The organism is Pseudomonas sp. W4I3 (genome assembly GCF_030816195.1).
GTDB lineage: Bacteria > Pseudomonadota > Gammaproteobacteria > Pseudomonadales > Pseudomonadaceae > Aquipseudomonas.
On record NZ_JAUSXS010000001.1, the window covers coordinates 654,895 to 676,986 of the forward strand.

General features: G+C 61.9%; 22 protein-coding genes. 13 read left to right on the forward strand and 9 right to left on the reverse strand.

Going from position 1 to position 22,092, the window contains the following annotated elements:
- The first annotated feature begins 48 nt into the window (after nucleotides 1–48).
- Together QF045_RS03000 and QF045_RS03005 are read left to right on the forward strand one after the other, a co-directional pair.
- Nucleotides 49–606 carry a DNA-3-methyladenine glycosylase I gene (locus QF045_RS03000; RefSeq protein ID WP_306490990.1) on the forward strand — a complete coding sequence of 186 codons (558 nt, stop codon included), beginning with the start codon at nucleotides 49–51 and terminating at the stop codon, nucleotides 604–606.
- 40 nt (nucleotides 607–646) lie between these two features.
- The gene (locus QF045_RS03005) at nucleotides 647–1,534 is read left to right on the forward strand and encodes a lysophospholipid acyltransferase (protein ID WP_306490991.1); all 888 of its coding nucleotides are present in this window, start codon (nucleotides 647–649) and stop codon (nucleotides 1,532–1,534) included.
- Nucleotides 1,535–1,667: 133 nt separating this feature from the next.
- Here QF045_RS03005 and QF045_RS03010 read toward each other — a convergent pair whose 3' ends face one another.
- From QF045_RS03010 to def, 5 genes are all read right to left on the reverse strand, one after another.
- A complete protein-coding gene (locus QF045_RS03010) occupies nucleotides 1,668–1,979 on the reverse strand; it encodes a tetratricopeptide repeat protein (RefSeq protein WP_306490992.1) in 312 nt (103 codons plus the stop codon).
- Between the two features lie 15 nt (nucleotides 1,980–1,994).
- Nucleotides 1,995–3,368, reverse strand: a complete 1,374-nt coding sequence (gene trkA, locus QF045_RS03015) for a Trk system potassium transporter TrkA (protein ID WP_124384441.1) — start codon at nucleotides 3,366–3,368, stop codon at nucleotides 1,995–1,997.
- Between the two features lie 21 nt (nucleotides 3,369–3,389).
- Nucleotides 3,390–4,700: a 16S rRNA (cytosine(967)-C(5))-methyltransferase RsmB gene (rsmB, locus tag QF045_RS03020; protein ID WP_306490993.1), complete on the reverse strand. Its 1,311-nt coding sequence runs from the start codon at nucleotides 4,698–4,700 to the stop codon at nucleotides 3,390–3,392.
- A complete protein-coding gene (fmt, locus tag QF045_RS03025) occupies nucleotides 4,697–5,650 on the reverse strand; it encodes a methionyl-tRNA formyltransferase (protein ID WP_306490994.1) in 954 nt (317 codons plus the stop codon). Before fmt ends, rsmB begins: the two co-directional genes overlap by 4 nt.
- 69 nt (nucleotides 5,651–5,719) lie before the next feature.
- The gene (gene def, locus QF045_RS03030; RefSeq protein WP_005783383.1) at nucleotides 5,720–6,226 is read right to left on the reverse strand and encodes a peptide deformylase; all 507 of its coding nucleotides are present in this window, start codon (nucleotides 6,224–6,226) and stop codon (nucleotides 5,720–5,722) included.
- 135 nt (nucleotides 6,227–6,361) lie between these two features.
- Here def and QF045_RS03035 point away from each other — a divergent pair, with 135 nt between their 5' ends.
- From QF045_RS03035 to QF045_RS03045, 3 genes are all read left to right on the forward strand, one after another.
- On the forward strand, nucleotides 6,362–7,132 hold the full coding sequence (locus QF045_RS03035) for a peptidoglycan-binding protein (protein WP_306490996.1): 771 nt from the start codon (nucleotides 6,362–6,364) through the stop codon (nucleotides 7,130–7,132).
- 63 nt (nucleotides 7,133–7,195) lie between these two features.
- The gene (dprA, locus tag QF045_RS03040; RefSeq protein WP_306490997.1) at nucleotides 7,196–8,299 is read left to right on the forward strand and encodes a DNA-processing protein DprA; all 1,104 of its coding nucleotides are present in this window, start codon (nucleotides 7,196–7,198) and stop codon (nucleotides 8,297–8,299) included.
- Between the two features lie 71 nt (nucleotides 8,300–8,370).
- Nucleotides 8,371–8,928 carry an L-threonylcarbamoyladenylate synthase gene (locus QF045_RS03045; protein WP_306490998.1) on the forward strand — a complete coding sequence of 186 codons (558 nt, stop codon included), beginning with the start codon at nucleotides 8,371–8,373 and terminating at the stop codon, nucleotides 8,926–8,928.
- Nucleotides 8,929–9,033: 105 nt separating this feature from the next.
- Here QF045_RS03045 and QF045_RS03050 read toward each other — a convergent pair whose 3' ends face one another.
- On the reverse strand, nucleotides 9,034–10,011 hold the full coding sequence (locus QF045_RS03050; RefSeq protein ID WP_306490999.1) for an NADPH:quinone reductase: 978 nt from the start codon (nucleotides 10,009–10,011) through the stop codon (nucleotides 9,034–9,036).
- Nucleotides 10,012–10,170: 159 nt separating this feature from the next.
- Between QF045_RS03050 and hemF the strand changes: the two genes are divergently transcribed.
- Together hemF and aroE are read left to right on the forward strand one after the other, a co-directional pair.
- Nucleotides 10,171–11,103, forward strand: a complete 933-nt coding sequence (gene hemF, locus QF045_RS03055; protein WP_306491000.1) for an oxygen-dependent coproporphyrinogen oxidase — start codon at nucleotides 10,171–10,173, stop codon at nucleotides 11,101–11,103.
- Nucleotides 11,103–11,921, forward strand: a complete 819-nt coding sequence (gene aroE / locus QF045_RS03060) for a shikimate dehydrogenase (protein WP_306491001.1) — start codon at nucleotides 11,103–11,105, stop codon at nucleotides 11,919–11,921. Before hemF ends, aroE begins: the two co-directional genes overlap by 1 nt.
- A 198-nt stretch (nucleotides 11,922–12,119) precedes the next feature.
- Here the strand turns inward: aroE and QF045_RS03065 are convergent, their stop codons facing one another.
- The 3 genes from QF045_RS03065 to betC all read right to left on the reverse strand — a co-directional run bounded on the left by QF045_RS03065 (nucleotide 12,120) and on the right by betC (nucleotide 16,232).
- Nucleotides 12,120–13,688 carry a SulP family inorganic anion transporter gene (locus tag QF045_RS03065; RefSeq protein WP_306491002.1) on the reverse strand — a complete coding sequence of 523 codons (1,569 nt, stop codon included), beginning with the start codon at nucleotides 13,686–13,688 and terminating at the stop codon, nucleotides 12,120–12,122.
- 98 nt (nucleotides 13,689–13,786) lie between these two features.
- Entirely contained in the window at nucleotides 13,787–14,701 is a 915-nt protein-coding gene (gene choX / locus QF045_RS03070; RefSeq protein ID WP_306491003.1) for a choline ABC transporter substrate-binding protein, read from the reverse strand.
- Between the two features lie 16 nt (nucleotides 14,702–14,717).
- On the reverse strand, nucleotides 14,718–16,232 hold the full coding sequence (betC, locus tag QF045_RS03075) for a choline-sulfatase (RefSeq protein WP_306491004.1): 1,515 nt from the start codon (nucleotides 16,230–16,232) through the stop codon (nucleotides 14,718–14,720).
- Nucleotides 16,233–16,335: 103 nt separating this feature from the next.
- Here betC and QF045_RS03080 point away from each other — a divergent pair, with 103 nt between their 5' ends.
- The 6 genes from QF045_RS03080 (at nucleotide 16,336) to QF045_RS03105 (ending at nucleotide 22,073) form a co-directional block, all read left to right on the forward strand.
- Nucleotides 16,336–17,286, forward strand: coding sequence for a LysR family transcriptional regulator (locus QF045_RS03080; protein ID WP_306491005.1), 951 nt, complete (start codon nucleotides 16,336–16,338; stop codon nucleotides 17,284–17,286).
- Nucleotides 17,287–17,316: 30 nt separating this feature from the next.
- Entirely contained in the window at nucleotides 17,317–17,643 is a 327-nt protein-coding gene (locus QF045_RS03085) for a DOPA 4,5-dioxygenase family protein (RefSeq protein ID WP_306491006.1), read from the forward strand.
- Nucleotides 17,644–17,807: 164 nt separating this feature from the next.
- On the forward strand, nucleotides 17,808–18,767 hold the full coding sequence (locus QF045_RS03090) for a 2-dehydro-3-deoxygalactonokinase (RefSeq protein WP_306491007.1): 960 nt from the start codon (nucleotides 17,808–17,810) through the stop codon (nucleotides 18,765–18,767).
- A gap of 1 nt (nucleotide 18,768) precedes the next feature.
- On the forward strand, nucleotides 18,769–19,389 hold the full coding sequence (locus QF045_RS03095; protein WP_306491008.1) for a 2-dehydro-3-deoxy-6-phosphogalactonate aldolase: 621 nt from the start codon (nucleotides 18,769–18,771) through the stop codon (nucleotides 19,387–19,389).
- A gap of 48 nt (nucleotides 19,390–19,437) precedes the next feature.
- Complete coding sequence (gene dgoD, locus QF045_RS03100) at nucleotides 19,438–20,586, forward strand: galactonate dehydratase (RefSeq protein ID WP_003187297.1); 1,149 nt, start codon at nucleotides 19,438–19,440, stop codon at nucleotides 20,584–20,586.
- Between the two features lie 182 nt (nucleotides 20,587–20,768).
- Nucleotides 20,769–22,073 (forward strand): MFS transporter, encoded by a 1,305-nt coding sequence (locus QF045_RS03105; protein WP_306491009.1) that lies wholly within the window; start codon nucleotides 20,769–20,771, stop codon nucleotides 22,071–22,073.
- Nucleotides 22,074–22,092 lie beyond the last annotated feature (19 nt).

A 22,092-nucleotide genomic window follows, 5' to 3' on the forward strand; every position in this document is an offset into this window, starting at 1 on the left:
GAGCGGGAGTATACCCGATTCGGCCCCGCCACCACTCCCTGGAGCCTTATGCCACGCTGCTTTTGGTGTTCTGAAGATCCGCTGTACATGGCTTATCACGATCAGGAGTGGGGAACGCCGCTGCGCGATGCGCAGGGTTTGTTCGAGTTGCTTTTGCTCGAAGGGTTCCAGGCGGGCTTGTCCTGGATCACCGTTTTGCGTAAACGCGAGCATTATCGAAAGGTCCTGTTCGGCTTTGATGCGCAGCGCCTGGCGAAGCTGACCGACGCTGAGATCGAGGCGCTGATGCAGGACCCAGGCATTGTGCGTAACCGCCTGAAGCTCAACGCTACACGCCGCAATGCCGCAGCCTGGCTGGCGCTAAAGGACCCTGTGGCTCTGCTCTGGTCGTTTGTGGGCGGCGTGCCCAAGGTCAATCACTTCAAGGATCGCAGCGAAGTCCCGGCGATTACCCCCGAGGCTGAAGCGATGAGCAAAGCCTTGAAAAAGGCCGGCTTCACCTTTGTCGGGCCGACCATCTGCTACGCGTTCATGCAGGCTTCGGGCATGGTCATGGACCACACTCAGGACTGCGACCGTTACGCGGACTTGGTCAACGCCGGTTAGAATGCGCGCTTTGCGCACCACACACGATCAGGAGTGACCTGTGGAAAAGTTTAAAGGCGCCTTGCTGGTAGGCGCTCTTCGGTTGTTTGCGCTGCTGCCCTGGCGCGCCGTACAAGCCGTCGGCACGGCCATCGGCTGGATCATGTGGAAAACCCCCAACCGCTCCCGTGAAACGGTGCGGATCAACCTTTCCAAATGCTTCCCGGACATGGACCCGGCCGAGCGCGAGCGCCTGGTGGGACGCAGCCTGATGGACATTGGCAAGTCCCTGACCGAAAGCGCCTGCGCGTGGATCTGGCCGGCCCAGCGCTCCATCGACCTGGTGCGCGAAGTCGAAGGCCTGGAGGTGCTGCACGAGGCCTTGGCATCGGGCAAAGGCGTGGTGGGCATCACCAGCCACCTGGGTAACTGGGAAGTGCTGAACCATTTCTATTGCAGCCAGTGCAAACCGATCATTTTCTACCGCCCGCCCAAGCTCAAGGCCGTTGATGAATTGCTGCGCAAGCAACGCGTGCAGCTGGGTAACCGCGTGGCGGCGTCCACCAAGGAGGGCATCCTCAGCGTGATCAAGGAAGTGCGCAAGGGCGGCCAGGTGGGCATCCCTGCCGACCCCGAACCGGCTGAGTCCGCCGGGATTTTCGTGCCGTTCTTCGCCACCCAGGCGCTGACCAGCAAGTTCGTGCCGAACATGCTTGCGGGCCACAAGGCGGTGGGCGTGTTCCTGCACGCCCTGCGATTGCCGGACGGCTCGGGCTACAAAGTGATCCTGGAGGCGGCCCCCGAGGACATGTACAGCACCGATACCGCCACGTCCTGCGCGGCGATGAGCAAGGTGGTGGAGCGCTATGTCGGCGCCTACCCGAGCCAGTACATGTGGAGCATGAAGCGCTTCAAGAAACGCCCGCCGGGTGAAGAGCGCTGGTACTGATTCACACCTGACTCAAGACCACCACAAAACCAATGTGGGAGGGGGCTTGCCCCCGATGGCGGTAGTCAGTCAACCATGCATTGACTGATACACCGCTATCGGGAGCAAGCCCCCTCCCACATTTGAGTTTTGCTCAGGCCTGGCGGTCGAGTTTCTTCAGGAACACCGTCATCTCTTTTTCAGCCTGTTTGTCGCCATGGGCCTGTGCCGCTTCAATGCCCTTCTGCCACGCCTGGCGCGCTGCTGCTGTATCGCCCAGCCCTTGCTGCGCCTTACCCAACAACTTCCACGCCGCCGAATACTTCGGATCGAACTCGACGCACCGGTGCAAATGCTCCGCCGCCCTGGCGTGGTCGTTCAGGTCCAGATAACCCTTGCCCAACCCGAAGCGCAGCAGCGAGTTGTCCACACCCTTGGCCAGCATTTTTTCCAGGGACTCCAGCATCGCGTCGCTCCTTGATCAGAAAAAGCTCAACCCTACGTGGAACAGCTTCTCCACATCGCGGATATGTTTCTTGTCCACCAGGAACAAGATCACATGGTCACCGGTAGCGATCACCGTGTCGTCGTGGGCAATAATCACTTCCTCATCGCGAATGATCGCGCCAATGGTAGTACCCGGCGGCAACCCGATATCGCGGATGGCCCTGCCGATCACCTTGCTCGACTTCGAGTCGCCATGGGCAATCGCCTCGATGGCCTCCGCCGCGCCACGGCGCAGGGAGTGCACACTGACGATATCGCCACGGCGTACGTGCGCCAGCAACGTACCGATGGTCGCCAGTTGCGGGCTGATGGCGATGTCGATATCGCCGCCCTGGATCAAATCGACGTAGGCCGGGTTGTTGATGATGGTCATCACCTTCTTCGCCCCCAGCCGCTTGGCCAGCAGCGAAGACATGATGTTGGCCTCGTCATCGTTGGTCAGCGCCAGGAAGATGTCCGCGTCGGCGATGTTTTCTTCCATCAGCAGGTCGCGGTCCGAAGCACTGCCCTGCAGCACCACGGTGCTGTCGAGCGTGTCGGACAAATGCCGGCAGCGTGTGGGGCTCATCTCGATGATCTTCACCTGGTAGCGGCTTTCGATCGCCTCCGCCAGACGCTCGCCAATCTGCCCGCCGCCCGCGATGACGATGCGCTTATACGTCTCATCGAGCCGGCGCATTTCGCTCATCACGGCACGAATGTTCGCCTTGGCCGCGATGAAAAACACTTCGTCATCGGCTTCGATCACCGTGTCGCCCTGGGGCAGGATCGGCCGGTCACGGCGGAAAATCGCCGCGACGCGGGTTTCCACATTCGGCATGTGTTCGCGCAGTTGGCGCAATTGCTGGCCCACCAGCGGCCCGCCGTAGTAGGCCTTTACCGCGACCAGTTGGGCCTTGCCTTCGGCAAAGTCGATTACCTGCAAGGCACCCGGGATTTCGATCAGGCGCTTGATGTAGTGAGTGACCACCTGTTCCGGGCTGATCAGCACGTCCACCGGAATCGCATCGTTGTCGAACAGGCCGGCGCGGGTCAGGTAGGCCGCTTCGCGGACGCGGGCGATCTTGGTCGGGGTGTGGAACAGCGTGTGGGCGACCTGGCAGGCGACCATATTGGTCTCGTCGCTGTTGGTGACCGCGACGAGCATGTCGGCATCGTCGGCGCCGGCTTGACGCAGCACGGTCGGGAACGACGCACGCCCTTGCACCGTGCGGATGTCCAGGCGGTCGCCCAGGTTGCGCAGACGCTCGCTGTCGGTGTCGACCACGGTGATGTCGTTGGCTTCACTGGCCAAATGCTCAGCCAGCGTGCCGCCGACCTGCCCTGCCCCAAGGATGATGATTTTCATCCGGTCACTCCCTTAAGCCCTTCAGCCGCGTGCGGCGGCGATCTTGATCAGTTTGGCGTAGTAGAAGCCGTCGTGCCCGCCTTCCTGCGCGAGCAATTGGCGGCCGTGGGGCTGCTTGATGCCGGCGGTGGTCGCAAGGTCCAGTTCCCGAGCGCCGCTAGTGCGGGCGAGGAAGGCTTCGATGACCTCGGTGTTCTCGGTGGGCAAGGTGGAACAGGTGGCGTACAGCAGCACGCCGCCGACTTCCAGGGTTGGCCACAGCGCGTCGAGCAGTTCGCCCTGCAGCATGGCCAGGGCGGCGATGTCGTCGGCTTGGCGGGTCAGTTTGATATCCGGATGGCGACGGATCACGCCGGTTGCCGAGCACGGCGCATCCAGCAGAATGCGCTGGAACGGTTTGCCGTCCCACCAGGTGGCGGTGTCGCGGCCGTCGGCGGCGATCAGGTCGGCGCTCAATCCCAGGCGTGCGAGGTTTTCCCGCACGCGCACCAGGCGTTTGGCTTCCAGGTCGACGGCCACTACACCGGCGAGGTCTTTTTCGACTTCCAGGATGTGACAGGTCTTACCGCCTGGCGCGCAGCAGGCGTCCAATACGCGCTGACCGGGCGCCAGGTCGAGCAGGTCGGCGGCCAGTTGCGCCGCTTCGTCCTGCACGCTGATCCAGCCATCGGCAAAGCCCGGCAGGCTGCGCACGTCGGCGGCGGCTTCGAGCACGATGCCGTCGATGCTGTACACGCACGGCGTGGCATTGATGCCGGCCTCGCTGAGCAATTGCAGGTAAGCGTCGCGGCTGTGGTGGCGACGGTTGACCCGCAGGATCATCGGCGGATGCGCATTGTTCGCTGCGCAAATCGCTTCCCATTGCTGCGGCCAGAAGGCCTTCAAGGATTTTTGCAGCCAGCGCGGATGCGCGGTACGCACCACCGGGTCATGTTCCAGTTCGGCCAGCAGCGCTTCGCTTTCGCGCTGGGCGCGGCGCAGCACGGCATTGAGCAAGGCCTTGGCCCAGGGTTTTTTCAGCTTGTCGGCGCAACCAACCGTCTCACCGATGGCGGCGTGCGCCGGCACACGGGTGTAGAGCAGTTGATAAAGGCCGACCAGCAGCAGCGCTTCAACATCGGCATCGGCCGCCTTGAAAGGTTTTTGCAGCAGCTTGGCCGCCAGCGCCGACAACCGCGGCTGCCAACGCGCGGTGCCGAAGGCCAGGTCCTGAGTGAAACCGCGATCACGGTCCTCGACCTTATCCAGCTGGACAGGCAGTGAACTGTTCAGAGAAGCCTTGCCGTTGAGTACGGCGGCGAGCGCCTTGGCGGCGGCCAGACGCGGATTCATTGAGCGGTCACTCCAAGGATCGTGCCGGGGGCGAATTTCTCACGGCGGCTGTTGAACAGATCGCTGAAATTCAGCGCCTTGCCACCGGGCAGTTGCAGACGTGTCAGGCACAACGCCTGTTCACCGCAGGCGACCAACAAGCCGTCCTTGCTGGCTCCAATGATTTCGCCGGGTGCGCCTTTGCCATCGGCCAGGGTGGCAGCGAGTACTTTCAAGGCTTCGCCGTTCAGCGTGCTGTGGCATATAGGCCAAGGGTTGAAGGCCCGCACCAGGCGCTCCAGCTCTACGCCGGGGCGGTTCCAGTCAATACGAGCTTCGTCTTTGTTCAGTTTGTGGGCGTAGGTGGCCAGGCTGTCGTCCTGCCCTTCGCCTTCCAGGGTGCCGGCAGCGAGACCGGCGATGGCCTGGATGACGGCGGGCGGCCCCATTTCAGCCAGGCGGTCGTGCAGGCTGCCGCCGGTGTCCTGAGCGGTGATCGGGGTGGTGACTTTGAGCAGCATTGGGCCGGTGTCCAAGCCTGCTTCCATGCGCATGACGGTCACGCCGCTTTCGCTGTCGCCCGCTTCTACCGCGCGCTGGATCGGAGCCGCTCCGCGCCAGCGTGGCAGCAGCGACGCGTGGCTGTTGATGCAGCCCAGACGCGGGATATCAAGCACGGCCTGGGGCAGGATCAAGCCGTAAGCGACGACTACCAACAGGTCCGGCTTCAATGCGGCCAGCTCAGCCTGGGCCTCGGCGTTGCGCAAGGTGGGCGGCTGCAGCACGGGAATAGCGTGCTCGAGCGCCAGTTGCTTGACCGGGCTTGGCATCAGTTTTTGCCCGCGCCCGGCCGGGCGATCCGGCTGGGTGTACACCGCAACGATTTCATAAGGGCTGGCAAGCAGCGCCTTGAGGTGTTCGGCGGCAAATTCGGGGGTACCGGCAAAAACAATGCGCAGTGGCTCGGTCATCGGAGTTCTCGGTTAAAAGCAGTCACAAAAGAAAAAGGCTTGCCGCAGCAAGCCTTTGGAAGGAGGGCATCAAGCTTGCTGGCGATGCTTTTTTTCCAGCTTCTTCTTGATCCGGTCACGTTTGAGCGTGGACAGGTAATCGACAAACAACTTGCCGTTGAGGTGGTCGCACTCGTGCTGGATACACACCGCCAGCAGGCCTTCGGCAATCAGCTCGAACGGCTTGCCGTCGCGGTCCAGCGCCTTGATCTTCACGCGCAACGGGCGTTCGACGTTCTCGTAGAACTCCGGCACCGACAGGCAACCTTCCTGGTATTCGCCCATCTCGTCGGTCAGCGGTTCGAACTCGGGATTGATGTACACCCGGGGTTCGCTGCGATCTTCAGACAGGTCCATGACCACGACGCGCAGGTGCACGTTGACCTGGGTCGCGGCGAGGCCGATGCCCGGGGCTTCATACATTGTTTCAAACATGTCATCGACCAACTGACGAACCTTGTCGTCCACTACGGCCACCGGCTTGGCGATCGTGCGCAGGCGCGAGTCGGGAAATTCGAGGATGTTCAAAATAGCCATAAGCGTAATTGCTGCACATGTGAGGTAGAGGCAAATCGGCGGTGGGATGGACCCAGGCAGCCGGTGTGAAACGTTCGAAAGCCGCGAAGGCCATGGCGTTTCACGCGAACGCACATAATAAAGGAGATTGACCCCATGAGGAAATCGCTACTCGTCTTGCTGCTATGGGCCCCGGTCGCCATGGCGCTGATTCCACCGCCCGACCAGCGCCTGGACGCCATCACGCAAAAGGCTATCCAGGCTTTTTTGGTGCACAACCGCATATTCGAATCGCCCAAGGACCTGGACAACGCTCCCTACATTATCGCCGCCGATGCCGGGCGCGTGCTGGGCGCCAATGGTGAGCGCATCTATGCCAGAGGCGACCTGGACCCGACCCAGCCGACCTATGGAATCTTCCGCCGGGGCAAGGCCTACACCGACCCCAACACCCACGAACTGCTCGGGATCAACGCCGACGACATCGGCACTGCGCGCTTCCTGCGGGCTGACGATCTCACCACCCTGGCCGTGCAAAGAGTCACCCAGGAAATCCGCCCCGGCGACCGTTTGCTTCGCGCCGAACCTGGCATCAGCCTGGCCAGTCCGACAACAGCTGCACCCTTCGTTGAAGGGCACATCATCGACGTCCCCAGGGGCTTATCGCAGGCCGGCCTGCTGGACGCGGTGACCCTGAACAGGGGGCGCCGGGATGGATTGGTCGAGGGCCAGTTGCTGAGCGTGATCAGGGCTGGCGCCTCGGTGCGCGATGCACTGACGGGCGCTCCGACGAGCCTGCCGGATGTTCGAGCCGGCACCCTGATGGTGTTTCGCACCTATGAAAAGCTCAGCTATGGCCTGGTCCTCAGCGCCTCACGCTCCTTGGCGGTGATGGACCGTTTCGAGACGGCCGATCAAGCGCAATAAATAGCCTGCTAAATAAGTTACCAACAGAGTTATCCACAGCTTGTTCCGGTCAAGGATGATCAGATGTTTCCGATAAACAGCAATGAAATTTCCCCGGCAGAGTTGGAAGCACGACTACGCTTGCACAGGCTGCCGGAACTGGGGCCCCAGCGCTTTCGCGTGTTGATCGAGGCGTTCGGCTCTGCTTCCAAAGCCATCAGTGCCCCTGCCAGTGCTTGGCGTTCTCTCGGGTTACCGGCCGTCAGTGCCGATGCCCGGCGCACCCCGGACATCCGTGATGGCGCCAGTGCGGCGCTGGCCTGGCTGGACCGTCCGGCCCAGCATTTACTGATGTGGGACCAGCCTGAGTACCCGGCACTGCTCGCTCAGATCGATGGCGCACCGCCGCTGTTATTCGTGGCTGGCGACCCGACCCTGCTGGAAAAGCCGCAGTTGGCCATGGTCGGTAGCCGTCGTGCTTCGCGCCCTGGCATGGACACCGCAGCCGCCTTTTCCCGTAGCCTGGCAAGCGCTGGTTTTGTCATCACCAGCGGCCTCGCGCTGGGTATCGATGGTGCGGCCCATCAGGCGGCATTGGATGTGGGCGGTCACACCATCGGCGTGCTCGGCACTGGCCTGCAAAATTTTTATCCACAGCGCCATAAGAAGCTCGCCGACGCGATGATCGCCCAAGGCAGCGCGGTCGTTTCCGAGTTTCCGTTGGATGCCCCGCCCCAGGCCGGCAACTTTCCACGGCGCAATCGCATCATCAGCGGTTTGTCCCTGGGGGTTCTGGTAGTGGAAGCCAGCACGGCCAGCGGTTCGCTGATCACCGCACGGCTGGCTGCCGAACAAGGGCGTGAAGTCTATGCCATTCCTGGTTCCATTCATCACCCGGGGGCCAAAGGCTGTCATCAGTTGATCCGCGATGGCGCGGTGCTGGTGGAAACCATCGAGCACATCCTTGAAGGCTTGCGCGGATGGCAGGCGTTGTCACGCCCGGCACCGGTGCCGGTGGTTCATCCGCTGGTGGCCTTGCTGCACGCGGCTCCGCAGACCAGCGAAGCCCTGGCGATTGCCAGTGGCCGGCCGCTGTCCCAGGTGTTGGCGACCCTTACCGAGCTGGAACTGGAGGGCCAAGTGATTTGTGAAAGCGGGCGCTGGCTAGCGCGGTGCGCACTGGTGTAGGGAGCTTTTCTAGCTGGGTTTTGTAACGAAGATCGGTAAACTGCCCAGAGCTTTAGTTCGGAGAGTAAACAATGGTCAACAGGTGGCGTGTGCTGGAAGCCGCACGAGAAATTCGCGCAGGTGCGGTGATTGCCTATCCGACCGAAGCGGTCTGGGGCCTGGGCTGCGATCCGTGGAACGAAGAAGCGGTGGACCGTCTGCTGGCGATCAAGAACCGCTCGGTGGATAAGGGCCTGATCCTGGTAGCGGATAACATTCGCCAGTTCGACTTCCTGTTCGAGGATTTCCCTGACACCTGGATCGAGCGCATGGCCAGCACCTGGCCTGGGCCGAATACCTGGCTGGTGCCCCACCAGGACTTGCTGCCGGAATGGGTCACGGGTATGCATGACACCGTGGCGCTGCGGGTCAGTGACCACCCATTGGTGCGGGATTTGTGCGCCCAGGTCGGGCCGTTGATTTCCACCTCGGCCAACCCCCAGGGCCGCCCGGCGGCGCGCACGCGGATCCGGGTGGAGCAGTATTTCCGTGGGCAAGTTGACCTTGTGCTGGGTGGCGCCTTGGGTGGGCGCAAGAACCCGAGCCTGATCCGTGACCTGGTGACGGGGGATGTGGTGCGACCGTCTTGAGACCCCGTCGCGCCCATCGGGGGCAAGCCCCCCTCCCACATTTGATCGGTGTTTGTCATGACAACTCGGTCAAGGGTGGGAGTGGGCTTGCCCGCGATGACTTGCTTAAGGCAGCAGAATGGTTGAGCCGGTCGTGCGCCGCGCTGACAACTCTGTCTGCGCTTTGGCCGCGTCCGCCAGTGCATAACGCTGGTTGATGTCGATGCGCACCTTGCCGGTTTTGATCATCGAGAACAGGTCATCGGCCATCGCCTGCAAATCCTTTGCATTGCTCGCGTAGGTCGCCAGCGTCGGGCGGGTGACGTACAACGAACCCTTGGCCGACAGAATCCCCAGGTTCACCCCGTCCACCGCACCCGATGCATTACCGAAGCTCACCACCAACCCACGCGGTGCCACGCTGTCCAGCGAGGTCAGCCAGGTGTCCTTGCCGACGCCGTCATACACCACCGGCACCTTTTTACCGTCGGTCAATTCCAGTACGCGTTGTGCGACATTTTCCTTGCTGTAATCGATGGTTTCCCAGGCGCCCAGGGATTTGGCCAAGGCGGCTTTCTCCGGGGAGCTCACCGTACCGATCAACTTGACGCCCAACGCCTTGGCCCATTGGCAGGCCAGGGAGCCCACGCCGCCGGCAGCAGCGTGGAACAGAATGGTTTCGCCGCCCTTCAGCTCATACGTCTGGCGCAACAGGTACTGCACGGTCAGGCCTTTGAGCATGGCGCCAGCAGCCTGTTCGAAGCTGATGTCGTCGGGCAGGTGCACCAGGTTGGCGGCGGGCAATACGTGCAACTGGCCGTAGGCGCCCAGCGGGCCGCTGCCATAGGCGACGCGGTCGCCGACCTTGAACTGGCTGACTTCACTGCCCACGGCGTCGACCACACCGGCGCCCTCGGCGCCCAGCCCCGATGGCAGGGCCGGTGGTGCGTAAAGACCGCTGCGAAAGTAAGTGTCGATGAAGTTCAGGCCAATGGCTTCGTTACGCACCCGAACTTGCTGTGGGCCAGGCTCCGCTGGCGTGTAGTCCACATACTCGAGCACTTCGGGGCCGCCATGGGCGCTGAACTGGATACGTTTGGCCATTTACCTTCTCCTTGGGTCGACTGTACAAAGGTCCCTATCGGACTCCTAAGCTTGATCTTCGTCAACTGCGACGGCACCGGGTGCGGTGGTATCCTGTGCGCCCATTTGCCGCCGACGCCCAATGGCCTCGCGTAGCTTTGCTCGATTCAAGGTGATGCCATGACTACCCGCACCGAGGCTGTTAAAGCCTACCTGCTTGACCTGCAAGACCGTATTTGCAGCGCCCTGGAAGCCTTCGAGACGGACACGCGCTTTATCGAAGACGCCTGGACCCGGCCTGCCGGTGGCGGCGGTCGCACCCGTGTGATTGAAAACGGTTCGGTCATCGAAAAAGGCGGCGTTAACTTTTCCCACGTGTTCGGCAGCGGCTTGCCACCGTCCGCCAGTGCGCACCGCCCTGAACTGGCCGGTCGCGGTTTCGAGGCGTTGGGGGTGTCGCTGGTGATTCATCCTCACAACCCCCATGTGCCGACGTCCCACGCCAATGTGCGTTTTTTCAGCGCTGAAAAAGAAGGCGAAGAGCCGGTGTGGTGGTTTGGTGGCGGCTTTGACCTCACGCCGTATTACGCCAACGAAGAGGATTGCATCCACTGGCATCGCGTGGCCGAGCAGGCTTGTGCGCCGTTTGGCCCGGACGTCTACTCGCGCTACAAAGCCTGGTGCGACACCTATTTCCACATCAAGCATCGCAATGAACCGCGTGGCATCGGCGGCCTGTTTTTCGATGATTTGAACGAGTGGGGCTTCGACACCTGCTTCGCCTTCATCCGCGCCATCGGTGATGCCTACATCGACGCCTACCTGCCGATCGTGCAACGCCGCCAGGCGATGGCCTACACCGAACAGCAGCGCCAGTTCCAGGAGTTCCGCCGGGGCCGCTACGTCGAGTTCAACCTGGTCTATGACCGTGGCACCCTGTTTGGCCTGCAATCGGGCGGGCGTACCGAGTCGATCCTGATGTCGCTGCCGCCCCAGGTGCGCTGGAGCTACGACTGGAAAGCCGAAGCCGGCAGCGATGAAGCGCGCCTTACCGACTATTTTCTTCAGGACCGGGACTGGCTCGGCCTTGCCGCGCCCAAGGCGGCGGTGTGATGGATCGTTATGTTGTCTTCGGCAACCCCATCGGTCACAGCAAGTCGCCGTTGATTCACCGGATGTTCGCCGAGCAGACCGGTGAGCAGCTGGACTACAGCACACTGCTCGCGCCGCTGGAGGATTTCACCGGCTGCGCCCGTGAGTTCTTTCAACACGGCCGTGGTGCGAACGTCACGGTGCCGTTCAAGGAAGACGCTTTCCGGCTGGCCAACACCCTCACCGAGCGTGCCCGGCGCGCCGGTGCGGTGAATACCCTGAGCAAGCTGGCCGACGGCACATTGCTGGGCGATAACACCGACGGCGCCGGACTGGTGCGCGATCTCACGGTGAACGCCGGGCTGAAGCTGCACGGCAAGCGCATCCTGCTGCTGGGCGCCGGGGGCGCGGTACGCGGGGTGCTGGAACCGCTGCTCGCCGAAAAACCGGCCTCGCTGATTATCGCCAACCGCACCGTCGAAAAGGCTGAAGTACTGGCTGAGCTGTTCGACGATCTGGGCCCGGTGTCTGCCAGTGGTTTCGACTGGCTGCGTGAGCCGGTGGACGTGATCATCAATGCCACCTCCGCCAGCCTGTCAGGCGATATGCCGCCGATTGCCGCGAGCCTGATCGAGCCGGGCAACACGGTCTGCTACGACATGATGTACGCCAAGGAACCCACCGTGTTCTGCCGCTGGGCTGAAGAACAGGGTGCTGCGGTAGCGATAGACGGCTTGGGCATGCTGGTGGAGCAAGCAGCGGAAGCGTTCTTCCTGTGGCGCGGCGTGCGCCCGGATTCGGCGCCGGTGCTGGCCGAACTGCGCCGCCAACTGGCCTGACGCCATTCAAACTGTGGGAGGGGGCTTGCCCCAATGCCACTGCTTTTTGTAGGAGCGAGCTTGCTCGCGAAGAACTCAGGGCCACCGCGTTTATCCAGAATGAACGCGTTGCCTGGGCGTTTTTCGCGAGCAAGCTCGCTCCTACAGTGACCTCGCTCGCTTAACTGACTGGCGTTGGAGCCAGTTTTTTGACCGTGTTCAGTCTTGGAAATGGATGGGGCAGTTGTCGGCGCCTTCCAGTTTCCTCAGTTCTTCAACCACTTGTGGCCGGGCCCCGCGCAACGTCAGGCTGCGCCCCAACCCCGCCAACCGCCGTGCTTCCTGGTGCAGCATCTCCACCCCGGAGTAGTCGATGAAGTTGATCTGCTGCGACTCGATCACCACCCGCTCGCCCTGCAAGCGTTGCAGGCGCACTTGCAGGTAGTGGCTGGCGCCAAAAAAGATCGAGCCGCCTACCCTCAATACATCCTCGTCACCGTCGCGCCAGTGCTGAACCCGTGGTTGCGAGGTGCGCTTGAGGTAGAAAAACAGCGACGCGAGCACCCCCGCATAAATCGCCGTCTGCAGTTCCAGCAGCAAGGTGGCGACGCACGTCAGGCCCATCACCACGAACTCGGCGCGGCTCACGCGGAATAACGCACGGATGGCTCGGTGGTCCACCAGCCCCCAACAGATCAGCAGAATACTCGCCGCCATGCTGGGGATCGGAATGTGTGCGATCAACCCCGCGCCAAACAGCGCGAACAGCGCCACCCAGAGCGCGGAAAACACGCCTGCCAGTGGTGAGCGGGCGCCCGCCTCATAACTGAGGCCGGAGCGGGTGAAGGAACCCGCCGACAAATACCCGGAGAAAAACCCGCCGATGATGTTGGATAAACCTTGGGCGCGAACCTCCTGATTCGCGTCGAGCACTTGCTGTGACCGCGCCGACAGGGAGCGCGCAATCGACAGGCTGGTCACCAGGCCCAACATGCCCACTGCCACGGCACTGGGTAGCAAACGCAGGATCGTCTCCAGGTCCATCGGCAGCGCGCGCAAGGGTGGCAGCTTGCCGACAAACGAGCTGACCAGCGCCACATGCCCGAACAGCGCTGGGCACAACCATGCGGCCAGGCTGCCCAGGGCCAGGGCGATCAACAGGGTCGGCCAGCGTGGCATCAGGTATTTGAGCAGCACGCCCACCAGCAAGGTGCCCAAGCCCAGGGCGAGCGAGGCATGGTCCCATTCGCCGGCATGCTCGAGCAGCGCCAGCAGGCTGTCGATGGCGGTGGCCTGGCTCGGAACGTCCAGCCCCAGCAGGTTGGGCACCTGACCGAGGGCGATTACCACGGCGGCACCGAGGGTAAAACCGAGCACCACCGAATGGGAGACAAAATTGACCAGCGCGCCGAAACGCAGCAGGCCCAGTAACCACTGAAACACGCCGGCGAGAAAGGTCAGCAGCAGGATCAAAGTGATGTAATCCTGGGTACCCGGCACCGCCAGCGGGCTGACACTGGCGTAGAGCACGATGGAGATCGCTGCGGTAGGGCCGCAGATCAGGTGCCATGACGAGCCCCACAGGCAAGCGATCAATACGGGAACAATCGCCGCGTAGAGCCCGTATTCCGGTGGTAGCCCTGCGATCAGTGCGTAGGCAATCGACTGCGGCAGTGCGAGCACTGCGCCACTCAGACCCACGATGGCATCGCGACCGACGCTGGCGCGGGTTTGGCGTGGCAGCCAGTTGAGGAAGGGGAACAGTGTGTGGCGGTTGGGCCGGGACATCGCAGGCTCGGATTTGAAGATTGGGCTCAGGTTATCAGTACACACAGGCCTTTGTGGGAGGGGGCAAGCCCCCTCCTACATTTGGATCGTGGTGTGTCTTAGAGTTTGGCTTTTACAGCGGCCAAGGCATCCTGCCCGTCCAGGGTTTTAACCCCGTCCAGCCACTTGTCCAACACCGCAGGATTGGCCTTGATCCAGGCCTTCGCGGCATCGGCATTGCTGAGTTTTTTGTTCGCCACTTCAGCCATGATGCTGTTCTCCATGTCTTGAGTAAAACTCAGGTTGGTCAGCAGTTTCCCCACATTCGGACAGGCTTGCGCATAACCCTTGCGGGTCAGGGTGTAGACGCTGCCGGTGTCGCCAAAATACTGCTCGCCGCCTTTGAGGTAGTGCATTTTCAACTGCACGTTCATCGGGTGCGGCGTCCAGCCGAGGAAGGTGACGAAGCGCTGTTTCTTCACCGCCCGCGAGACTTCGGCGAGCATCGCCTGTTCACTCGACTCGATCAGCTTCCACTGGCCAAGCTCGAAGTCATTCTTCTTGATGATCTCCTGCAGCGAGATATTCGCCGGTGCGCCGGAGCCGATGCCGTAGATCTTCTTGTCGAACTTGTCGGCGAATTTATTCAGATCGGCAAAATCATGCACGCCGGCATCCCACACATAGTCCGGCACAGCGAGGGTGAACTCGGTGCCGTCGAGGTTCTTGGCCAGTTGCACCACATCGCCATTGGCCACGAACTTGTCATAAAAGCCTTGCTGCGCCGGCATCCAGTTGCCCATGAACACATCAACCTGGCCTTCCTTGAGACCGCCGAAGGTAATCGGCACCGCCAGCGTGTCGACCTTGGCCTTGTAACCCATGCCGGTCAGCAGGAAGCCGGTAATGGCGTTGGTCGCCGCAATGTCGCTCCAGCCGGGATCGGCCATTTTCACCGTTTCACAACTGGCGTCGGCGTAGGCGTTGGCGCTGCTCAACGCCAGAATGCCCAGCACTACCGTTAACTTTTGCATGGCCTTCCCTCTGTATTTATTGGTTTTGGCAGGGTTGTGGATAACGTGCCTTGCGCTCCAGGTCGTCGAGGTCGATATGGTTGCGCATGTACTGCTGACTGGCGTCTACCAGCGGCTGGTGGTCCCAGCTCTTGAGCTTGCCCTGGGTCAGTGCTTCGAACACCAGGCGACGGCGGCGTTGGCTGGCGAGCACCTGTTGGTGGATCGCCGGGATGTCCCATTTGGCCCGCGCCTCGTTCAAAAATGCCTCGAACAGTGCCTGGTGTTCCGGTGACTGGCTGAGGTTCTCCCGTTCATGCGGGTCGTTGTGCACATCGAACAGTAGACAAGGGTCGTCTTCGCTGTAGATGAATTTGTAGGCGCCGCGGCGAATCATCATCAGCGGGCTGATGGTGCCTTCGGCCATGTATTCGCCAAAGACTTCGTCGTGCCCGCCCTCGCCTTGCAAGTGCGGCAGCAGCGAGTGGCCGTCCAGTGGCAGGCGCGGGTCCAGCTCGCCGCCGGCCAATTCCACCAGGGTGGGCAGCAGGTCGGCGGTCGAGACGGCCTGGGTCACACGGCGCGCTGCGAATTGCCCCGGTGCGCTGATCAGCAGCGGCACGCGGGCGGCCATTTCGAACCAGTGCATTTTGTACCAGAGGCCGCGTTCGCCCAGCATGTCGCCGTGGTCACCCGAGAAGATGATCAGGGTGTCATCGGCCAGCCCGGTGTCTTCCAGAGTTTGCAGCAGCTTGCCGACGTTGCTGTCGATGTAGCTGCAGGCGCCGAAATAGGCACGGCGGGCATCGCGGATCTTATTTACGGGCAGCGGTTTGTCCCACAGATCGTAGACCTTGAGCAAACGCTGGGAATGCGGGTCGAGATCACCCTGCGCTGGTGTTTCAGGCAAGGGGATGTCGTGGTCGTCGTACAGGTCCCAGAACGGCTTGGGAATGGTGTACGGATCATGCGGATGGGTCATCGACACGGTCAGGCAGAACGGTTGCTCGCCGCCCTCGCGAATATGATCGAAGAGGTATTGCTGGGCCTTGAACACCACCTCTTCGTCAAAATCCAGCTGATTGGTGCGCACGCACGGCCCGGCTTGCAGCACCGAGGACATGTTGTGATACCAGGTGGGGCGCACATCCGGTTCATCCCAGTTCACCGCCCAACCGTAGTCGGCCGGGTAGATATCGCTGGTCAAGCGCTCTTCATAGCCATGCAACTGGTCGGGACCGCAGAAATGCATCTTGCCCGACAGCGCGGTGCGGTAGCCGAGGCGACGCAGGTAGTGGGCGTAGGTGGGCACATCGGCTGGGAAGTCCGCCGCGTTGTCATAAGCGCCAATCTTGCTCGGCAGCTGGCCGCTGACCAAGGTAAAGCGCGATGGCGCGCACAGTGGGCTGTTGCAGTAAGCAGCGTCGAACACCACAGCGTTTTCGGCGAGGCGGCTCAGGTTCGGTAACTTGATCGGGGAAGGTCCGTAGAACGGCAGCATCGGCGCGGCCATTTGATCGGCCATGATGAAAAGAATGTTCTTGCGCTTCATGGTTTCTCGGCATTCCATAGGCAGTGTTTATGTCAATGAGCATGCGGCCCACTGAAAACGCGGTAAAGCCCATGCAAAACAATGTCTAGGATAAGCTCCGCTTATGTATGAAGCGCTTGGTGACCTCTCCCTTGACCTGTTGCGCGCGTTTGAAGCGGCTGCGCGCCAACGCAGTTTCACCGCCGCCGCGATGGAGCTGGGCACCACCCAGCCAGCGATCAGCCAGCAGATCAAACGGTTGGAAGAACAACTGGCGATCCGCTTGTTCGATCGCATCTACCGTGGCATCGAATTGACCGATGCGGGCGCCCTGCTGTTCGAACAGGTGCAAGCTGGCCTGCAAACCATCAACCTGGGCCTGAGCACGGTCACCCAGCAGGACCAGCACGAAGTACTGCAAGTGGCCACCGACTTTGCCTTCGCCGCCTACTGGCTGATGCCGCGTCTGCATCGCTTCCATGAGGCCAACCCGCAGGTCGACGTCAGCCTGGTGACCAGTGAGCGCAACCACGCCAGCCTGCGCAGCGACATTGACGTGGCGGTGCTGTTTGGTGAGGGGCGCTTCAAGCAGGGCGACAGCCTGTGGCTGTTCAACGAAGAAGTGTTCCCGGTGTGCAGCCCGCAGTGGCTGAAGAACCAGACCGCCCCGCTGACGGTGCAGACACTGCCGGACTATCCCTTGCTGCACCTGCGCCAGGAAAACAACAGCCAGTGGTTCGACTGGGCCGGTGTCTTTCGCGAGCTGGGTATCAGCGCCGCGCCCACGCCTGGGCAATTGCGTTTCGACAATTACACCCTGCTGATTCAGGCGGCGATTGCCGGCCAGGGCGTCGCCATCGGCTGGCGCCACTTGGTGGACAATCTGCTGGAGCAGAACTGGCTGTGCCGGCCGATCAGCGACACGGTGATCTCGCGTTTCGGCTATTACGTGGTGCAACCCCAGCGCAAGCGTCGCGGGCAGTTGGTCGAACGGTTTGTCGAGTGGCTGGTGGCGGAGCAGGCCAGCAGTGCGCAGTCATTGACCGGGCTGGCCCTGCCGTCGATTGCGGTCTAGGATCGGCGCACAGTGGATCCGGAGTCCGTCATGCAACGTATCAAGGGCTATCACGCCCATATCTACTTCGACGCCAGTACGATCGATCAGGCGCGCACCTTGTGTGAAGACGCGGCGGCGCTCTTCCCGCTGCGCATGGGCCGCGTGCATGAACGCCCTGTGGGCCCTCACCCGGACTGGAGCTGCCAGTTGGCGTTCGAACCGGAATACATTGGCGTGGTGCTGCCGTGGCTGGCGCTGCATCGCAATGGCCTGGTGGTATTCCTGCATCCCGAAACGGGCGATGACTTGAAGGATCACACCGACTACGCGATCTGGATGGGCGCGATGCGCACGCTGGATTTGTCTATTTTTTAACCTATTTGCGTCGACGCAATAGTCATCTTCCCAAGAAGGTGTCAGGCTTTTCATGCCGTATTCCCATTATGTGGGACTGTTATTTATATATTGAGATTTCGCCAGGCATAGGTTTATATTCGCCCATCTGCTTTTTTCAGCACCCACTCATTTCAGGTGAAGCGATGCAGGCGCAATTAATCGCGCTCGATTGGGGAACAAGCTCCCTTCGTGCTTACAAACTCGGCCCCGCAGGCGTGGTGCTGGAACAACGCTCACTGGCGTCGGGCATCATGCATTTGCCCAGCGAACCGCGTGACATCGCCGGTGTTCGCTGCAGCAACGGTTTCGAATTGGCCTTTGATACCGCCTGTGGCGATTGGCTCGACGCCCAGCCTGAACTGCCGGTGATCGCCTGCGGCATGGTCGGCAGTGCCCAGGGTTGGAGCGAAGCGGCTTATCGCGCCACCCCGGTCGATGTCGCTCGACTAGGCCAGGCGCTGCACAAGGTGCGCAGCGTGCGTGGCGTCGATGTGCATATCGTGCCGGGCGTGATCGAACAGGTCGGCCTGCCCAATGTGATGCGCGGCGAAGAAACCCAGGTGCTCGGCGTGCTGCACGGGCTTGCGACCGACGTGCTGATCGGCCTGCCGGGCAGCCATTCAAAATGGGTCGAGGTGGTCGAGGGCTGTATCACGCACTTCGACACGTTCATGACCGGTGAGCTGTTCGCGGTATTGAGCAGCCACAGCATCCTGGGGCGTACCCAGAAACCATCGGAACATTTCCAGACCGAGGCATTCGATCGGGGCGTGGGTGTCGCGCTGTCGTCAGACGGCCAACGCGGCGTGCTCTCGACCCTCTTCAGTGCCCGCACCCTCGGGCTCACCGCCGAACTTACCCCAGAGCAGCAGCCTGACTACCTGTCCGGCCTGCTGATTGGCCATGAGCTCGCCGGTTTACCCGACAGCGCGAAACGCAAGCCGATCATCCTGGTCGGCGCCGCCGCCCTCTGCGCCCGCTATCAACGCGCCCTCGCCCTTTGCGGCTTTGCCCACGTCAGCCTGGCGCAGGAAGCCAGCGAGCGCGGCTTGTGGCAACTGGCCGTGGCGGCCGGGCTCACTCAACCTGTAACGGAGGCCTGACATGCTCAAGACAGCACTCGCACAAAACGGTTTGATCGCAATCCTGCGCGGTGTGCGCCCGGACGAAGCCGAAGCCGTCGGCCAGGTGTTGTACCAGGCCGGCTTTCGCGTGATCGAAGTGCCGCTGAACTCGCCCGATCCCTACACCAGCATCCGTACCCTGCGCGACAGCCTGCCTGCTGATTGCGTGATCGGTGCCGGTACGGTGTTGACACCCGAGCAGGTCGAGCAGGTCAAGGCCGCCGGCGGGCAAGTGATCGTCATGCCCCACAGCGATGCCAAGGTGTTGCGTGCGGCCAAAGCGGCGGGCTTGTACCTGTCGCCGGGCGTCGCCACGCCGACCGAAGCGTTTGCCGCACTGGCCGAAGGCGCCGACGTATTGAAGCTGTTCCCGGCCGAGCAAATGGGCCCGGCGGTGATCAAGGCCTGGCTGGCGGTATTGCCGGCGGGCACGTTGTTGCTGCCGGTCGGCGGTATTACCCCGGACAACATGCAGGTGTTCACCGACGCCGGTGCCAAAGGCTTCGGCCTGGGCTCGGGCCTGTTCAAACCGGGCATGAGCGTGGAGCAGGTTGCGAGCCGCGCCCAGGCGTATGTCGCGGCCTGGAAAGCCCTCGGCTGATTTCAAGTTTCGCGCCTGCTGGCGCCGCATCTACAAGAGAGATAACAGATGAAAATCACCAAACTGACGACCTTCATCGTCCCGCCGCGCTGGTGCTTCCTCAAGGTCGAAACCGACCAGGGCGTCACCGGCTGGGGCGAGCCCGTGGTTGAAGGTCGCGCCCACACCGTGGCCGCTGCCGTCGAAGAATTGTCCGACTACCTGATCGGCAAAGACCCACGCAATATCGAAGACATCTGGACCGTGCTCTACCGTGGCGGTTTCTACCGCGGTGGCGCGGTGCACATGAGCGCCCTCGCCGGTATCGACCAGGCGCTGTGGGACATCAAGGGCAAGGCCCTGGGCGTTTCCGTCAGTGACCTGCTGGGCGGCCAGGTGCGTGACAAGATCCGCGTGTATTCGTGGATCGGTGGCGACCGCCCGGCGGACACCGCCCGCGCCGCCAAAGAAGCCGTGGCGCGAGGTTTCACTGCGGTGAAAATGAACGGCACCGAGGAGCTGCAGTTCGTCGACAGCTTCGAAAAAGTCGACCTGGCCCTGGCCAACGTCGCTGCGGTGCGCGATGCGGTCGGGCCCAACGTGGGCATCGGCGTTGACTTCCATGGCCGCGTACACAAGCCCATGGCCAAGGTCCTGATGAAGGAGCTGGACCCGTACAAGCTGATGTTCATTGAAGAACCGGTGCTCAGCGAAAACTACGAGGCCCTCAAGGAACTGGCACCGCTCACCAGCACGCCGATTGCCCTGGGCGAGCGCCTGTTCTCGCGCTGGGACTTCAAGCGCGTGCTCAGTGAAGGCTATGTCGACATCATCCAACCGGATGCGTCCCACGCCGGCGGCATCACCGAGACCCGCAAGATCGCCAACATGGCCGAAGCCTACGATGTGGCGCTGGCCCTGCACTGCCCGCTGGGCCCGATTGCCCTCGCCGCCTGCCTGCAACTGGATGCCGTTTGCTACAACGCGTTCATCCAGGAGCAAAGCCTGGGCATTCACTACAACGAGAGCAACGACCTGCTCGACTACGTGCGTGACCCGGGTGTGTTCGATTATGACCAGGGCTTCGTAAAGATCCCCAACGGGCCGGGCCTGGGCATTGAGATCAACGAGGAATACGTGGTTGAGCGCGCGGCCATCGGCCATCGCTGGCGCAACCCGATCTGGCGCCATGCCGACGGCAGTTTCGCCGAGTGGTGATTTCCAGCTGAAACAACTGGGTTAAAAAATGTGGGAGGGGGCTTGCTCCCGATAGCGCAGTGTCAGGCGACACGTTGGCGGCAGGTTCACCGCTATCGGGGCCAGCCCCCTCCCACATTTGATCCGGTTTCCTCAGTCAGTCTTGTTTCAGACCTCAATAAACATAAAAAGAGGCACCTCCCATGCAACCTGAATCCTTGACCGGGCAGGCTTCTTTAGTCACGCCTAGCCGAAAGCGCTTTTTCATCATGGTGCTGCTGTTCATCACCGTGGTGATCAACTACCTCGACCGCAGCAACCTGTCGATTGCCGCCCCTGCGCTGACCAGCGAACTGGGCATCGACCCTGTCCATGTCGGGCTGATTTTCTCCGCATTCGGCTGGACCTACGCCGCGATGCAGATCCCTGGCGGATGGCTGGTGGACCGTGTTCCGCCGCGCATTCTCTACACCGCCGCCCTGCTGCTGTGGTCCATCGCTACCGTGATGCTGGGCTTTGCCGCCAGTTTCATCGCGTTGTTCGTGTTGCGCATGGCCGTCGGCGCGCTGGAAGCCCCGGCCTATCCGATCAACAGCCGCGTTGTGACCACCTGGTTCCCCGAGCGCGAGCGCGCCACCGCGATTGGCGTCTACACCTCCGGGCAGTTTGTCGGGCTGGCATTTCTTACGCCCGTGCTGGCCTGGCTGCAGCATGCATTCGGCTGGCACATGGTGTTCGTTGTCACCGGTGGCGTGGGCATTCTGTGGGCGGTGATCTGGTATGCGGTGTACCGCGAGCCGAAAGATTTCAAAGGCGTCAACGCCGCCGAAATCGAGCTGATCCGCGAAGGTGGCGGCCTGGTGGACATGCAGGAAAAAGCCGCCAAGACGCCGTTCAGTTGGGTCGACCTCGGCATTGTGCTGAGCAAGCGCAAACTCTGGGGCATCTACCTTGGCCAGTTCTGCCTGAACTCCACGCTGTGGTTTTTCCTGACTTGGTTCCCGACCTACCTGGTGAAATACCGCGGCATGGACTTCATCAAGTCCGGCCTGCTGGCCTCGCTGCCCTTCTTGGCGGCGTTCGTCGGTGTCCTGTGTTCCGGGATTTTTTCCGACTGGCTGATTCGCCGGGGCGCCTCGGTGGGCTTTGCACGCAAGTTGCCGATCATTGGCGGGCTGCTGATTTCCACCGCGATCATCGGCGCCAACTACGTGGACTCGACAGCCTGGGTCATTGCATTCCTGGCAATCGCGTTCTTCGGCAATGGCCTGGCGTCGATCACCTGGTCGTTGGTGTCCACCCTTGCACCTGCGCGTTTGCTGGGGCTGACCGGTGGCGTGTTCAACTTCATCGGTAACCTGTCGGCCATTGCCACGCCGATCGTGATTGGTTTTCTCGCCAGCGGTGATTCGTTTGCGCCAGCGATAACCTATATCGCGGTGCTGGCGTTGCTTGGCGCGCTTTCCTACGTGTTGCTGGTGGGCAAGGTCGAGCGGATCGAGCTGTGACATCGGGCGACCTTGAGGT